This is a genomic window from Streptomyces sp. (assembly GCF_035644915.1).
Taxonomy (GTDB): domain Bacteria; phylum Actinomycetota; class Actinomycetes; order Streptomycetales; family Streptomycetaceae; genus Streptomyces.
In genome coordinates this window covers 54,143-68,225 of record NZ_DASQNP010000006.1, presented here as the reverse complement: position 1 = coordinate 68,225, position 14,083 = coordinate 54,143, and the positions used below count along the sequence as shown (strand labels likewise).

The following is a 14,083-nucleotide window of genomic DNA, read 5'->3' as shown; positions in this document are numbered from 1 at the left end:
TACATTCCGAACCCGGAAGCTAAGCTCTTCAGCGCCGATGGTACTGCACGGGGGACCGTGTGGGAGAGTAGGACGCCGCCGAACAAAATGTGAGGGCCTCGGTTCCTGAGTTTCGACTCGGGAACCGGGGCCCTTTTCTGCATTGAGGTCTTTTCGTTCCGAATCTTTCCGGTGTCCGGTGGTGCGGCCTGGAATCCCCTGCGAGCCCCACGGGAATTCCCGTCAGGCCTGGAAGCGGTGGACGAAGCGGCGCTGCCAGGGCGTCTCGACGGCGTGCCGGTCGTAGTGCTCCCGGACGTAGGCGACGGCCTCCCGGCCAGGTATTCCGTCCAGCACGGCGAGACAGGCCAGGGCCGTACCGGTCCGTCCTCGTCCGCCGCCGCAGGCGACCTCGACGCGTTCGGTTCCGGCGCGCTCCCAGGCCTCGCGCAGCGCGTCGGCGGCTGCCGCGCGGTCCGACGGCAAGCGGAAGTCGGGCCAGCGGATCCACCGGTACTCCCAGTCCACGGGGGAGGGTTCACGGCCCAGCAGGTACAACGCGAAGGCGGGGCGCGGACCCGCCGGGAGCGGGCGTCTCAGCCCCCGGCCGCGGACGAGCCGGCCGGAGGGCAGCCGCAGTACGCCCGCGTCCGCGGGATCCCAGGTGGTGGTCATGGTGTGAGCGTAGCCCTGCCGACCGGTCCGTCCCCGGCGAGCTGCGGCCACCAGGCGCGCGCCTGCGCCTCGGAGCGCAGCAGCGCCAGCGTGGGCATGCCCATGGACTCGCCGGCCGCCAGGAGGTCGGGGAGCTGGGGGATGGGGGCCACCGCCGCGACGTTGTCGAGGATCAGGGTGAGTGGTGGGTCGAGCCGGCCGGCGGATGACCCTGCGGCCATGCGGCGGCCGTGCTCGACCACGCTTGCGGTGAGGGCGGTGAGGAGCGGCATCGTGCCGGGGACACGGCGCGGATCCTCGTTGGCTTCGCCCACCACATAGAGCGTTCCCCCTTCGGCCGCAAAGGATTCCAGTGCGGCCGAATCCGCGCGCGACGCCGTGCAGGCGTTGCGGACGTGGAGTTGGGAGAGGGCGGAGAGGGCGTCGCGGACGAGGTGCGTCGCGGCGTCCCTGCGCTCCGGGTGGGCGACGAGCGTCGCCTCCAGCTCGCCCGCCGCGCCGGACGCGGCCCTGGGGTGCGTCCGCAGGATGTGGACGGCCTCGGTGGGGGAGCCGGCGGCGGACGTGGCCCAGCGGTGGACCTGCCGGAAGGGCTCGCCCGCGATGGCGGCGGCGTGGAGCCAGCAGCCCAGGAGCGTCTCCGCCGCGCCGTGGGTGGCCGCGTCCACGCGGGCGGGGCTGCGGACGGGGGCGAGCAGGGCCGCGGCCCGGGCCGCGGCGGTACGGCGGTCCTCACAGCCTTGGTGGGGCGCCCAGCGCAGGCGGACGGGGGCGTCGGTGCGCTGGTCCGGGTCGTAGAGGTGGACGGGGCCCAGCTTGGCGCGGGCCCCCACGGTCTCCGCCCAGAGGGCGGGGTCGGCCGTCACGACGAGGGCGGGGCCGGGGGCGGCGCGCAGGGCGTCGGCCGCGCGGCTGCCGTGATCGCGGCCGTACGCCACGCCCGTGGTCGGTGCGGGGAGCGCCTCGGGCAGGGGGCGGGCCGGTACGGGCGGTGGCATGGGCGGTGACGCGGCGGCCGTGCCGTGGGGGGCCGTCTCCAACGGCGCCTCGGAGGGCGCCCCGCGGGGGCCCGGGTACGGGGCGGGGTGCTGCTCGGAGGCGGGCGCCACGGTCGTGCCGTGGGGCGGTGCCGCCGGCTCCGCACCGGGGCGGGCGCCCGTACGCCGGGCGTCGCGCCGGGCCGCGCGCAGGGCGCGCCGGCGGGCGACGGTGTTGACGACGAAGACGCCCAGGACCGCCGCGACCATGAACTCGCCGATGAGGACGCCCCAGAACAGACCGGGACCCGGCAGGGCCCCGGCCGGGGTGTCGGGCCAGGCGGCGGCCAGGTCGCGCGGCTCGGACAGCAGGGCGCGCATGGCCAGGGGGGTGCGGGTGAAGGTGGTCCCCGGCGGCCACGCCCCGTGGGCGAGGAGGCCCGCCAGCCCGGTGGCGGTCCAGCACAGGGCGGTGATGCCCAGCAGGAAGCCCAGGAGACCCACCAGCAGGCCGTCGGAGATGCCCCGCTGCTGCGGGCCGTCCTGCGGGGTCCGTGCCCTCTCGCGGCCGTACGGCACCGTCAGGCCACCGTCTCGTCGGCGCGTGCGAGCCGCTCCATCTCGGCCGCGCGGGACTCGGTCTCGGCGTCGAACTCGTCGGCCAGGGTGTCCTCCAGGGGAGAGGCCGGGGAGGCGGACTCCGTCATGGCGCGGTCGGTGAAGACCAGCGGCCGTTCGGCCTCGGTGACCAGGTGCTTGACGACCTGTACGTTGCCGTTGACGTCCCAGACGGCGATGCCGGGCGAGAGCGTGGGAATGATCTCCACGGCCCAGCGCGGCAGACCCAGCACCCGTCCGGTGGCGCGGGCCTCGTCGGCCTTCTGGGCGTAGATGGTGCGGGTCGAGGCCATCTTGAGGATGGCCGCCGCCTCCTTGGCCGCCGCGCCGTCGACCACGTCGGACAGGTGGTGGACGACCGCGACGAACGACAGGCCCAGGCGCCGGCCGAACTTCAGCAGACGCTGGAAGAGCTGGGCCACGAAGGGGCTGTTGATGATGTGCCAGGCCTCCTCGACCAGGAAGATGCGCTTCCTGCGGTCGGGGCGGATCCAGGTGTGCTCCAGCCAGACGCCGACGATCGCCATCAGGATCGGCATGGCGATGGAGTTGCGGTCGATGTGGGAGAGGTCGAAGACGATCAGGGGCGCGTCGAGGTCGATGCCGACGGTCGTCGGGCCGTCGAACATGCCGCGCAGGTCGCCGTCGACCAGCCGGTCCAGGACGAGGGCCACGTCCAGGCCCCAGGCGCGCACGTCCTCCAGGGCGACGTTCATCGCCTCGGCCGACTCCGCCTTGGGATGGCGCAACTGCTCGACGATGTCGGTGAGGACGGGCTGGCGGTCGGTGACGGTCTCGTTGACGTAGGAGTGCGCCACCTTCAGGGCGAAGCCCGAGCGCTCGTCGAGGCCGTGGCCCATGGCGACCTCGATGATGGTGCGCAGCAGGGCGAGCTGGCCGGTGGTGGTGATGGCCGGATCCAGCGGGTTGAGGCGGATCCCGCCGTCGAGGGCGGCCATCGGGTCCAGGCGGATGGGGGTGATGCCCATCTGCTCGGCGATGAGGTTCCACTCGCCGACGCCGTCCTCGCCCTGGGCGTCCAGGACCACGACCTGGCGGTCGCGGAAGCGCAACTGGCGCAGGACGTACGTCTTCTCCAGCGCCGACTTGCCGTTGCCGGACTCGCCGAGCACCAGCCAGTGGGGGGCCGGGAGCTGCTGGCCGTAGAGCTGGAAGGGGTCGTAGATGTAGCCCTTGCCGCTGTAGACCTCACGGCCGATGATCACGCCGGAGTCGCCCAGCCCGGGGGCGGCGGTGGGCAGGTAGACGGCCTGCGCCTGGCCGGTGGAGGTGCGGACGGGCAGCCGGGTGGTCTCGGTCTTCCCGAACAGGAAGCTGGTGAAGGCGTCGGTGATGGCGGTCAGGGGATCGAACGCGGCCATGGTGGGTACGCCTCCTCAGCGGCGGATGCCGGTCGCGAACGGCAGGGTGTTCACGAACGCACGGTGATGCTCCCGGTCGCACCACTCCAGCTTCAAGTAACTCTTTCCGGCCGACGCCCGGATCGTCCGCTTGTCGCGGGCCAGGGCCTCGGGAGAGCGGGAGGAGACGGTGATGTAACCGACGAGGTTGACGCCCGCGGCGCCGGAGGCCAGGTCCTCGCCGCGCTGGTCGACGCGGTTGGAGGCGGCCACGTCGCGCGGGTCCACGGTGCGGTTCATCTTCGCGGCACGGCTGGCCTCGGCCTCGTCGTTGGTCTTCTCCGTCAGCATCCGCTCGATGGCGACCTCGGTGGGTTCCAGGTCCATGCAGACGGCGACGGTGCGGATCACGTCGGGGGTGTGGACCAGCAGCGGAGCCAGGAAGTTGACGCCCACGGGGGTCATGGGCCACTCCTTGACCCAGGCCGTGGCGTGGCACCAGGGGGCACGGGTGGCCGACTCGCGGGTCTTGGCCTGGAGGTAGGTCGGCTCGGCCGCGTCCAGCTCGGCCGGCCAGGCGTTGCGCCGGGTCATCGCCTGGATGTGGTCGATGGGGTGGTCCGGGTCGTACATGGAGTGGATCAGCGAGGCCATCCGCGCCTGGCCCAGCGGCTGCCGTACGCGGATGTCGGCCTCGGTCAGGCGGGCGCAGATGTCGGTGAGCTCGCGGGCCATGACGACGGCCAGGCCCTCGTCGCGGGTGAGGCGGCGGCCGGTGGAGGCGCGGGTGGCCTTGGCGATCGCGGCGGCCTCGGCGGCCAGGTCGCGGGTGTAGTGCATGCAGGCGACCAGGTAGGCGCGGTGCTGCTCGCTGGAGGTGGAGACCATCGACAGCAACTGGTCGTAGGACTCCCGCAGCCAGGGCGCGGCCCGCTCGTCACCGCGCTGCGCGACGTCCTTGGCGTGGGCGTCGGGGTCGGCGGGGAGCGTGCGGGCGAGCATCTGGAGGCGGGTGACGAAGCCGTCGCCGTTGGCCACGTGCTTGAGCAGGGTGCCGAAGCGGTCGACGAGGGCCTCCTGGTCCTCGCTGTCGCGCAGGCCCACGCCCGGTCCCTCGATCTCGATGGCGGCGGTGACGGTGCGCCGGTCGGCGTGGAGCAGGACGGCGATCTCGTCGGGGCCGAAGGGCGCGGACAGCCAGGTGATGCGGCCGACGCCGGGGGGCGGCGGGATGTCCACCTCGGTCCCGTCCAGCCGGGTGCCGGCCTCGGCGGCGGCGGAGCGGTAGGTGGTGCCGCGGCGCAGCAGGCGCCGGTAACTGCGGTTGATCTCGAACCACTTGTAGTACGTCCGCCCCCGGTACGGGACGTACACCGCGGCCAGGGCGAGCAGCGGGAAGCCGACCAGGGCGACGATGCGCAGGGACAGGACGGGGACGAGGAGCCCGCTCATCATGCCCAGGAAGGCGCCCGCGATGATCAGCGCGATCTCGCCCGTCTCGCGGTTCCTGCCGATGATGGCGTTGGGACGGGCGCGCCCGATCATGTACGTGCGGCGCGGTGCGACGGTGTGGGACGGGGACGTCACCCGCGATCACCTCCGGTGCGATGGCTGGTCGAGCTGTCGCCCCTGCGGGGCGGGGGCGGTGCGGTGGGCGGGGAGGTCTGGGCGCCGCCGCGGGAGGCGTGGGCCGCCACGCCGCCGGACACGGGATTGGCGGGCCTGGGCGTGGCGGTGGACTGTCCCCCGCCGCCGCTTTCGGCGCCGCCGCGGGCGCTGTGGGTGTTGATGCCCTGCCGGAGCATGGCGGCGGGGGAGGAGACGACGGCGGCGGCCGTACGGGAGGCGGGGTCGGCGCTGGCGTTGCGCTGACGGACGATCTCGTCGCCGAAACCGGGGACGAAGCGGTAGATCATCGCGCTGGCGAAGATGGCGAGCAGGATGATGGCGAGGCCGGAGACGATCGCGGAGAAGGCGTTGGGGCCCTCCTCGCCGGCCAGCGCTCCGGCGAGTCCGAGGACGATGACGATGACCGGCTTGACGAGGATCACCGCGATCATGATGCCCGCCCAGCGGCGGACGTGGCCCCACAGGTTCTTGTCGACGAGCCCGGCGTAGACGACGGTCCCGAGGAGGGCGCCGACGTACAGCAGGGCGGCGCGGATGACGAGTTCGAGCCACAGGACGCCGGCGGCGAGGACGGAGACGAGGGAGACGACGATCAGCATGATCGGTCCGCCGCCGATGTCGTCGCCCTTCTTGAGGGCCTCGGAGAAGGAGCCGAAGAACTTGTCGGTGTTGGAGCCGGTGCCGGCGGCGATCGCGTCGGTGACGGCGTCGGTCGCGGTGACCAGGGTGTAGAGGACCAGGGGGGTGAAGGCGGAGGCGAGGACCGTCAGCCACAGGAAGCCGATGGCCTCGGTGATCGCCTCGGTGAAGGGGATGCCGCGCACGGCGCGCTTGGCGACGGCCAGCAGCCACAGGACGAGGGTGAGGATCGTCGAGGCGGCGAAGACGACGGCGTACTGGCGGAGGAAGGTGGGGTTGGTGAAGTCGACGGTGGCGGTGGCGGTGACGGCGTCGGAGAGCTTGCCGACGATCCACGCGGCGGCGTCGGCGCAGCCCTGGGCGAGGGAGGCGAGGGGGTCGAGGGTGGACAGGGGGTCGGCGGTGTCGCCGCCGTCGGCGCCGCTGCCGTCCTGGCCCTGCTCGCAGACGTCCCTGGCCGCGCCGGGGACGTTCCTGCATTCGTCCTTCTCCGCCTCCCCGGTGGGCGACGGCGTCGGGTCGGCGGCCGCGCGGGCGGCCAGCCAGAGTCCCGCGGCCTGTGTGCCCGCGAGGATCGCGGCGAGCGACAGGGCGCGGCGGCGGCTAGCGGGCATAGGTGAACCCTCCGTACTCCTCGACGGCCTTGCTGATGTCCTCGGCTGTGGAGGCCCGGTCGTCTCCCGGTACGGGAGCGGGGCCGTCTTCCTGGGAGTCGTCGGCGATCTTCCAGTCCGACCCGGTCCACCGCAGGTCGAAGGTCCAGGTCTTCCAGGTGGTGGTCACGGGGAGGGTCGATTCCTCGCCCGCCATGCCGATCAGGCTGGTGTACCAGACCTCGACGGTGGCGCTGTCGTCCCCGTACTCCGTGACCTTGGTGCCCACCGGGATGGCGCGTGAGACGAAGGTCATGCCCTCGGGCGCCCGGCCCCGCTCGTCGAGGCCCAGGCGTTCGAAGAACTCCGCCGAGTACGCCTCGTCCTGGGGGCCCTTGATGCGGGCGGCGGCCTCGGGGGTGTAGAGGGTGTCGACGAGCTGGTGCCGGCGTTCGGTGTCGAACATGCCCGTCCCGCCCAGGGCCACCGTGTAGTTCGCCGCGGCGCTCTGGGCGCCCTGTTCGGTGCGGGGGAAGCCGGTGGGGACGCCGTCCGTGCCGGTGGTGACGGGGCGTTCGCCGGTGGGGGCGGTGGGCCGGGCGCGGTTCTCCGCGTCCGGGCCGCCGGTGCCCGACGAGCCGTCACCGCCGCCCCTGTTGGCGAAGGCGAGGGCGGCGATCAGCAGGACGACGACGCCCACCACCGTCATCATGCTGCGGCCCACGCGGACCGGCCCTCGCCTGGGCTCCTCGTAGGCGTCGACGACGTCGTCCTCCGGAAGGCGGGTGCGGGTCCGGGCACGGCCGCGCCCGCCCGACCCGGCGCCGGCGATGCCCCGTTCGTCGCCGTACCCGCCATCGCCGCCGATGCTCATCGTGCGCGTGCCCCCTCGGTCGCCCGGCTGCCGCCCGGTTGTCGTCGTGCCCTCTCCATGACGTTAACCCCGCTCCGGTCGTTGTGGGGCCGGTGTGTGCAGGATCGCTTCCGCACGGTGATCGGTGGATTGCCGGGATCGGCCCGGTAGGGGCGTTCCGTTCCGCTCCGGCGGGAGGAGCGGGAGGCCAGCCGGGGCGAGGGGGGGATCATGGGCCGGTGCATCGCTGTGGTGCTCTTTTTCCTGGTGTGTTCGGGCGTGGCGGCCGTCCCGGGCAGGGCACGTCTCGGCGCCCTGCCGTCCGTCGGTGGGGGACGGGCCGTACGGCAGGGCGCCCGAGCCGTTCTGCGGCCGTACGCGCCGTTCCGCCTACCACGGCGGGCGTGGCAGGTGTGGTGGGTCGTCCGGCGGGGCACCGGCCGCTACGCGTACCGGTGACCGGTCGCGTGCGCGGCCGGGACCCGCGTCTGTCGGTGGTGCGCCGTGCCGCGGCCGTGGTTCCGGGCGTGCGCCGGGAGGCCCCGGGGGCGGATCGTGGAGCCCTGGGCCGTACGGGAGTCGGGCACCGGGGTCGGGGGCGGGGGGATCGGGTCCGGGAGAAGGAGACGGACGGAGGGACGGACGGGGACGAGGGCGGGGGCGGGCGGGTGCTACACGGCCATGCCGTAGACGATCGTGAAGAGCGTGCCGAGCGAGCCGATGATGAAGACGCCCGTCAGGCCCGCCACGATCAGGCCCTTGCCCTGCTCGGCGCTGAAGGTGTCGCGCAGTGCCGTGGCACCGATGCGCTGCTTGGCGGCGCCCCAGACGGCGATGCCGAGGCAGAGCAGGATGGCGACGGCCATCACGACCTCGATCATCACGCGGGCCTCGTTGCCCAGCGATCCGAACGGGCCCCAGTCAGGGGCGATTCCGCCGATGATGGTGTTGATGTCGCCCTTGTCGGCTGCCAGAAACATGGTGTATTCACCGCCCCAGATGGGTTGTTGGAGATGCGCTTCCCTTGGATTCTGACACGGTCTCGGCTGAATCGGCAGTGAACTGTGTCCCGATGGGGGATGGTTGAGGAGTGCGGAAGGCGTGGGTGGCGACCGGGGTCGGGTTCGGGCTCGTCATGTGCTTCATGGCGTTGCTCGTGGTCGGCACGTACAGCGCTGCCGCCAACCTCTTCGGCGGTGGCGGCGGTACCGTGGCGCTGGCGAAGGGGGCGGTGCCGGCGGCGTACCGGTCGCTGGTGCAGAAGTGGGGCAACTACTGCCCGGCGCTCAACCCGGCGCTGCTGGCCGCCCAGCTCTACCAGGAGAGCGGCTGGAACCCCAGGGCGCAGAGCCCGGCCGAGGCGCAGGGCATCGCCCAGTTCATCCCGGGCACCTGGGCGGCGCACGGCATCGACGGGGACGGCGACGGGCAGCGGAACGTGTGGGACCCGGAGGACGCGATCCCGTCGGCGGCGAAGTACGACTGCTCGCTGGCGAAGTACGTCGAGGACGTGCCCGGCGATCCGACGAACAACATGCTGGCCGCCTACAACGCGGGTGCGTACGCGGTGGTCAAGTACGGCGGGGTGCCCCCCTACCGGGAGACGCAGAACTACGTGCAGGTCATCCGGAAGCTGGAGAAGAGCTTCGCGGCGCCCGCCGGGCGCGTGTCGCCGTCGCGGCAGGCCGCCGGCGCGATCGACTTCGCACAGAAGAGGCTGGGCACGCCGTACCTGTGGGGCGGTGACGGGACGCCGGAGGACGGCGGGCGGTTCGACTGCTCGGGGCTGACGAAGGCGGCGTACGCGAGCGTGGGGATCGAACTGCCGCGTGTGGCCAACGACCAGTGGAACACCGGCCCGCACCCGAAGCGGAACGAACTGCTCCCGGGTGACCTGGTCTTCTTCGCGCACGACCTGAACGACTCGCGGTCGATCCATCACGTGGGCATCTACGTCGGCGGTGGCTATATGATCGACGCGCCGTACACGGGCGCGAAGATCCGCTTCGATCCGATCGACACCCCCGACTACTTCGGGGCGACGAGGCCGACGGCGTCGTGATTCCCGGGGCCCGCGGCCCCGGTGAAGCAGTGCGTGGGGCGTGGTCCCGGTTCGCGGGTCACCCTCCGATAACGTCCGCGTGATCGTTCGGTGGAGGTTGGAACGTGCGGCCCGGGCAGGGCGTTGTCCTGTCCGGACAAGGGCATTCCGCTACCACGGGGGTCGGCAGCGACGAGTGAAGGGCAGCATCGCGATGGCTGAATGGGACAACCCCGACGTCGAGCTGCTCTACGACATCAACGGATTGGCCAAGGCCGCCCCCGGGTGGGCCGACCACCTCATGGAGTACGTCGGCGAGTACGGAACCATCGTGGCGCTGGCACTGCTGGGCGTGTGGGCCTGGTGGATCGCGCGGCGTCGGGTGGACGCGGTGGCGGCCGTGGCCGGGCTGGTCTGGGCACCACTGGCGGCCGGCGTGGCGCTGCTGGTGAACGTGCCGATCCGGGGATTCGTGGAGCGACCCAGACCCTTTCTGCAGCACGAGGGGCTGGAGGTGCTGGTGGACGGGAAGAGGGACTTCTCGTTCGTCAGCGACCACGCGACGCTGGCGATGGCGCTCGCCGTGGGGATCTTCATGGTGAACCGGAAACTGGGGCTCGTCGGCATCCTGGTGGCGGTGTTCGCGGGCTTCTGCCGGGTCTACATGGGGGTGCACTACCCCACCGACGTGATCGGCGGCCTGGCCCTGGGCACGGCCGTGGCGCTGCTGCTGGCGCCCGCGGCGCTGGCGCTGCTGACGCCGCTGCTGCGCGCGGTGGCCTCCTCGCGGATCGGCCGGCTGGTGTGTGCGCCGGAGGCGGCGGCGCGGACCGCGGAGCCGGCGGAACGGCGGCCGTACGACCGGGACCTGGCCGCCTGAGGGACGTGACGGAGGGGAGCGGTTCCGCCTCGTGCGGGGCCGCTCCCCGGCGTTTTACCCGGTGTTCCCCGGTGTTCCCCGGCGTCCTCCGGTGTTCTGCCGGGGTGTCGGCCTTCCGTCCGCCGCGTCACCCCTCCCGGTGGGCCGCGGCGTCCCGGCGGGCCTGCGAGCGCGCCCGCCGGGCGGGACCGCGCCATCCGCAGGTGCAGACCGCGCTGCAGAACGATCCCCGCTCCGTCGTCGAGGTCTGGTGTTCCCCCGGCCGTACCGGCCGCTCCCCGAGGCTCTCCTCCCGCACGCGACCACGGTACCGGCCGTGACGGCGGCCGGGTGGCCGTCGTTAGTCGGATCGAGTTGCCAGGCGTGTTCTTGGGGGTCGGCGGACGATGGTGGTGCGGCGCGGACGGAAGGGCGGGGTCGTCGCGGTCGCCGCGGCCTGTGCCGGGGCGGTGCTGACGACCCTGGCCGTCACCGGGTGTTCCGGGCGCGGAGCCGTGGCCGCCGACGTGACCGCGGCCGAGGCGCGGGCCGCGGTGCGGAAGGCGGCCGAGGTGCTGGCGGGGGCCGGCACCTCCCGGACGCGTACGACGGTGGAGACGAGCAGCGGCGGCACCCGCGTCACCATCCGGGGCGGCGGCGTCTTCGACTACGGGAGGCGGACGGGGCGGCTGCGGGTGGTGCTGCCGGGCGAGGCCACCGAGGACGGCGCGCGCCGGCCGATCGTGGAGTTGGTCACACCGGGCGCGCTGTACATGAGGAACCGGGGCGCCGGCGTTCCCGACGGCAAGTGGGTGCGCGTGGACACGGCCACCCTGCCGGACGGGAACCTGGTCACGGGAGGCGCCACCGATCCGGTCAGCGCCGCCGAACTGCTGCGCGGCGTGCGCTCGGTGTCGTTCCGGGGCGAGGAGCGGCTGCACGGGGAGGAGGTGCGGCACTACCGCGGCACCGTGGACCTGGCGGAGGCCGCGGAGGCCGCCGAGCCGCGCTCGCGGAGGCAGTTGGCCGCGGCGGCCGAGGGGCTCTCCCGCCGGACCGTGCCCTTCGACGCCTACTTCGACGGGCAGGGACGGCTGCGGAAGGTCCGGCACCGCTTCGTCTTCCCGCCCACGCCCGGCACCCCGGGGCGCGGGGGGAGCGGTGAGGTCTCGGTGGTCTCGACGACGACGCTGTACGGCTTCGGGGTGCCGGTGGAGATCGAGCTGCCCGAGCCGGAGGACATCTACACCGGGAGGATCGCCGCTCCGTAGCGGTGGTGTGACGGCGCGTTCCGGAGGTCACCGCCGTGCGCCGGTCGTAGCCGAGGTCGGTGGCGTGAAATGGTCCGGACGTGCCATGCGCGACGGGGCGCTTCTTCCTACCCTTGGTGATTCAGGCGCGTGAGAGGGGAGTTGGAGGAGGTGGTGCGTGTGTCTGGGAAGAGCTGCGGCCCACTGGTCCAGGACCGCGTGGCCCTCGACGAGATCGAACTCTACGGCGAGCTGATGATCGCGGCGTCGGCCGCCGCCGAGGACCGGCTCAGCCCCGCCCGCATCGACGAGGTGCTCCGGGTCGGCCGTGACGCGGAGAAGAGGGTCCGCGGCTGAGGGATTCCGGAGGCCCGCCGCGAAGGTCCTCCGTGAACCGGGGAGCTTCCGTGACGGGGCCCCGGGAGGGCCGCCGGGTCGGGGACCGTCGGGTCAGGTGCGCAGCAGGCGGGCGATGGCGGCCGTGGCCTCCTCCACCTTGGCGTCGATCTCGGCGCCGCCCTCGGTCGCCGCGTGGGCCACGCAGTGGCGCAGGTGCTCCTCCAGGAGCTGGAGCGCGAACGACTGCAGCGCCTTGGTGGAGGCGGAGACCTGGGTGAGTATGTCGATGCAGTAGACGTCCTCCTCGACCATGCGCTGGAGGCCGCGGATCTGCCCCTCGATGCGCCGGAGCCGCTTGAGGTGCGCGTCCTTCTCCTTGGCGTATCCGTGCGGACCGTGGACGGTCTCTGGACGGGGCTCGGTGGTCGTCATACGGTCCTCCCGTGGTCGCCGTGAGGATGATACCCCCGCTGGGTATATCGTACCGAATGTTCCGTTCCGGGGTGGTGTGATGGGGGATCCCCGATGCGGAGTGGTGCGCTCCGATGGGTAACACTGATGACCGACGGTTCACTGTGACCGGATGATGCACCTAGCATCATTGAGACCGACAACGATGCACCCCGAGGAATCCCAGTGCGCTTTCGTCTGACCCCCAGGGAGACGAGCTTCTACGACATGTTCGCCGCGTCCGCGGACAACATCGTCACCGGTTCGAAGCTCCTGATGGAACTGCTCGGGGCGGAAACGTCGGCACGGGCCGAGATCTCGGAGCGCATGCGTGCGGCCGAGCACGCCGGTGACGACGCCACCCACGCGATCTTCCACCAGCTGAACTCCTCGTTCATCACGCCGTTCGACCGCGAGGACATCTACCGGCTCGCGTCGTCGCTCGACGACATCATGGACTTCATGGAGGAGGCCGTCGACCTGGTCGTCCTCTACCAGATCGAGGAGTTGCCCAAGGGAGTGGAGCAGCAGATCGAGGTCCTGGCGCGGGCTGCCGAGCTGACCGCCGAGGCGATGCCGCACCTGCGGACGATGGACAACCTCACCGAGTACTGGATCGAGGTCAACAGGCTGGAGAACCAGGCCGACCAGATCCACCGCAAGCTGCTGGCCCACCTGTTCAACGGCAAGTACGACGCCATCGAGGTGCTCAAGCTCAAGCAGATCGTGGACGTTCTGGAGGAGGCGGCCGACGCCTTCGAGCACGTGGCGAACACGGTGGAGACCATCGCCGTCAAGGAGTCCTGAACCACGTGGACACCTTCGCTCTCGTCGTGACCGTGGGGGTCGCGCTCTTCTTCACGTACACCAACGGTTTCCACGACTCCGCGAACGCCATCGCCACGTCCGTGTCCACGCGCGCGCTCACCCCCCGGGTGGCGCTGCTGATGGCCGCGGTGATGAACATGGCCGGCGCCTTCCTGGGCAGCGGTGTGGCCAAGACGGTCAGCGAGGGGCTGATCGAGACCCCGCACGGCCGGAGCGGCATGGCGATCCTGTTCGCGGCGCTGGTCGGCGCGATCGTCTGGAACCTGATCACCTGGTACTTCGGCCTGCCGTCCTCCTCCTCGCACGCCCTCTTCGGCGGCATGGTGGGCGCGGCGCTGGCGGGCGGCATCACGGTGTACTGGTCGGGCGTGCTCGAGAAGATCGTCATCCCGATGTTCGTCTCGCCGGTGGTCGGGCTGCTGCTCGGCTACCTGGTGATGGTGGTCATCCTGTGGCTCTTCCGCCGGGCCAACCCGCACAAGGCCAAGCGCGGCTTCCGCATAGCCCAGACGGTGTCGGCGGCGGGGATGGCGCTCGGGCACGGCCTGCAGGACGCGCAGAAGACGATGGGCATCGTGGTGATGGCCCTGGTGATCGCGGACGTCCAGGACCACGGCCAGATCCCGACCTGGGTCAAGGTCTCCTGCGCGCTGATGCTGTCGCTGGGCACGTACGCCGGCGGCTGGCGGATCATGCGGACGCTGGGGCGCCGGATCATCGAACTGGACCCGCCGCAGGGCTTCGCCGCCGAGACGACGGCGGCGTCGGTGATGTACACGGCGTCGTTCATGTTCCACGCGCCGATCTCGACCACGCACGTGATCACGTCCGCGATCATGGGCGTGGGCGCCACGAAGCGGGTGAGCGCGGTGCGGTGGGGCGTCGCCAAGAACATCGTCCTGGGCTGGTTCATCACCATGCCCGCCGCCGCGGCGGTGGCCGCGGCGAGCTACTGGGCCGTGAGGCTGGTCGCGGGCTGACGGTGCGTCGCG

The 14,083-nt window shown here is 72.1% G+C and carries 14 protein-coding genes and 1 rRNA gene; 7 read left to right on the top strand and 8 right to left on the bottom strand.

All coding sequences use genetic code 11. The annotated features are described in order from the left end of the window. Positions 1-84: ribosomal RNA gene (gene rrf, locus VE546_RS01315) — 5S ribosomal RNA — on the top strand; the annotation flags it as partial. 138 nt (positions 85-222) lie between these two features. Here rrf and VE546_RS01310 read toward each other — a convergent pair. The 7 genes from VE546_RS01310 to VE546_RS01280 all read right to left on the bottom strand — a co-directional run bounded on the left by VE546_RS01310 (position 223) and on the right by VE546_RS01280 (position 8,304). Then, a complete protein-coding gene (locus VE546_RS01310) occupies positions 223-654 on the bottom strand; it encodes a protein-tyrosine phosphatase family protein (protein WP_324916866.1) in 432 nt (143 codons plus the stop codon). Beyond that, positions 651-2,210, bottom strand: a complete 1,560-nt coding sequence (locus tag VE546_RS01305) for a type IV secretory system conjugative DNA transfer family protein (protein WP_324916863.1) — start codon at positions 2,208-2,210, stop codon at positions 651-653. Before VE546_RS01305 ends, VE546_RS01310 begins: the two co-directional genes overlap by 4 nt. Before the next feature lie 2 nt (positions 2,211-2,212). After that, a complete protein-coding gene (locus VE546_RS01300) occupies positions 2,213-3,631 on the bottom strand; it encodes an ATP-binding protein (protein ID WP_324916860.1) in 1,419 nt (472 codons plus the stop codon). 15 nt (positions 3,632-3,646) lie between these two features. Next, positions 3,647-5,197, bottom strand: coding sequence for an SCO6880 family protein (locus VE546_RS01295; RefSeq protein WP_324916857.1), 1,551 nt, complete (start codon positions 5,195-5,197; stop codon positions 3,647-3,649). Then, on the bottom strand, positions 5,194-6,492 hold the full coding sequence (locus tag VE546_RS01290) for a hypothetical protein (protein WP_324916854.1): 1,299 nt from the start codon (positions 6,490-6,492) through the stop codon (positions 5,194-5,196). Before VE546_RS01290 ends, VE546_RS01295 begins: the two co-directional genes overlap by 4 nt. Next, positions 6,482-7,345: a hypothetical protein gene (locus tag VE546_RS01285; protein ID WP_324916851.1), complete on the bottom strand. Its 864-nt coding sequence runs from the start codon at positions 7,343-7,345 to the stop codon at positions 6,482-6,484. Before VE546_RS01285 ends, VE546_RS01290 begins: the two co-directional genes overlap by 11 nt. A 650-nt stretch (positions 7,346-7,995) precedes the next feature. Further along, entirely contained in the window at positions 7,996-8,304 is a 309-nt protein-coding gene (locus tag VE546_RS01280) for a hypothetical protein (protein ID WP_031508029.1), read from the bottom strand. Between the two features lie 155 nt (positions 8,305-8,459). Here VE546_RS01280 and VE546_RS01275 point away from each other — a divergent pair, with 155 nt between their 5' ends. The 4 genes from VE546_RS01275 to VE546_RS01260 all read left to right on the top strand — a co-directional run bounded on the left by VE546_RS01275 (position 8,460) and on the right by VE546_RS01260 (position 11,831). Then, on the top strand, positions 8,460-9,386 hold the full coding sequence (locus VE546_RS01275) for an NlpC/P60 family protein (protein WP_414720370.1): 927 nt from the start codon (positions 8,460-8,462) through the stop codon (positions 9,384-9,386). A gap of 193 nt (positions 9,387-9,579) precedes the next feature. Then, positions 9,580-10,245: a phosphatase PAP2 family protein gene (locus tag VE546_RS01270; RefSeq protein ID WP_324916843.1), complete on the top strand. Its 666-nt coding sequence runs from the start codon at positions 9,580-9,582 to the stop codon at positions 10,243-10,245. A gap of 386 nt (positions 10,246-10,631) precedes the next feature. Continuing rightward, a complete protein-coding gene (locus VE546_RS01265) occupies positions 10,632-11,495 on the top strand; it encodes a hypothetical protein (RefSeq protein WP_324916840.1) in 864 nt (287 codons plus the stop codon). Positions 11,496-11,654: 159 nt separating this feature from the next. Continuing rightward, complete coding sequence (locus VE546_RS01260; RefSeq protein WP_414720368.1) at positions 11,655-11,831, top strand: hypothetical protein; 177 nt, start codon at positions 11,655-11,657, stop codon at positions 11,829-11,831. 93 nt (positions 11,832-11,924) lie between these two features. Here VE546_RS01260 and VE546_RS01255 read toward each other — a convergent pair whose 3' ends face one another. After that, positions 11,925-12,245, bottom strand: a complete 321-nt coding sequence (locus VE546_RS01255) for a metal-sensitive transcriptional regulator (protein ID WP_324916835.1) — start codon at positions 12,243-12,245, stop codon at positions 11,925-11,927. 204 nt (positions 12,246-12,449) lie between these two features. Between VE546_RS01255 and VE546_RS01250 the strand changes: the two genes are divergently transcribed. Together VE546_RS01250 and VE546_RS01245 are read left to right on the top strand one after the other, a co-directional pair. Further along, positions 12,450-13,070, top strand: a complete 621-nt coding sequence (locus VE546_RS01250) for a DUF47 domain-containing protein (RefSeq protein ID WP_324916832.1) — start codon at positions 12,450-12,452, stop codon at positions 13,068-13,070. Between the two features lie 5 nt (positions 13,071-13,075). After that, complete coding sequence (locus tag VE546_RS01245; protein WP_324916828.1) at positions 13,076-14,071, top strand: inorganic phosphate transporter; 996 nt, start codon at positions 13,076-13,078, stop codon at positions 14,069-14,071. Positions 14,072-14,083 lie beyond the last annotated feature (12 nt).

What these genes read in the sequence shown, in the direction of transcription:
- VE546_RS01310 (WP_324916866.1), bottom strand. Translation starts at nt 654, where the DNA reads ATGACCACCACCTGGGATCCCGCGGACGCGGGCGTACTGCGGCTGCCC.
- VE546_RS01300 (WP_324916860.1), bottom strand. Translation starts at nt 3,631, where the DNA reads ATGGCCGCGTTCGATCCCCTGACCGCCATCACCGACGCCTTCACCAGC.
- VE546_RS01290 (WP_324916854.1), bottom strand. Translation starts at nt 6,492, where the DNA reads ATGCCCGCTAGCCGCCGCCGCGCCCTGTCGCTCGCCGCGATCCTCGCG.
- VE546_RS01285 (WP_324916851.1), bottom strand. Translation starts at nt 7,345, where the DNA reads ATGAGCATCGGCGGCGATGGCGGGTACGGCGACGAACGGGGCATCGCC.
- VE546_RS01280 (WP_031508029.1), bottom strand. Translation starts at nt 8,304, where the DNA reads ATGTTTCTGGCAGCCGACAAGGGCGACATCAACACCATCATCGGCGGA.
- VE546_RS01275 (WP_414720370.1), top strand. Translation starts at nt 8,460, where the DNA reads ATGTGCTTCATGGCGTTGCTCGTGGTCGGCACGTACAGCGCTGCCGCC.
- VE546_RS01270 (WP_324916843.1), top strand. Translation starts at nt 9,580, where the DNA reads ATGGCTGAATGGGACAACCCCGACGTCGAGCTGCTCTACGACATCAAC.
- VE546_RS01265 (WP_324916840.1), top strand. Translation starts at nt 10,632, where the DNA reads ATGGTGGTGCGGCGCGGACGGAAGGGCGGGGTCGTCGCGGTCGCCGCG.
- VE546_RS01255 (WP_324916835.1), bottom strand. Translation starts at nt 12,245, where the DNA reads ATGACGACCACCGAGCCCCGTCCAGAGACCGTCCACGGTCCGCACGGA.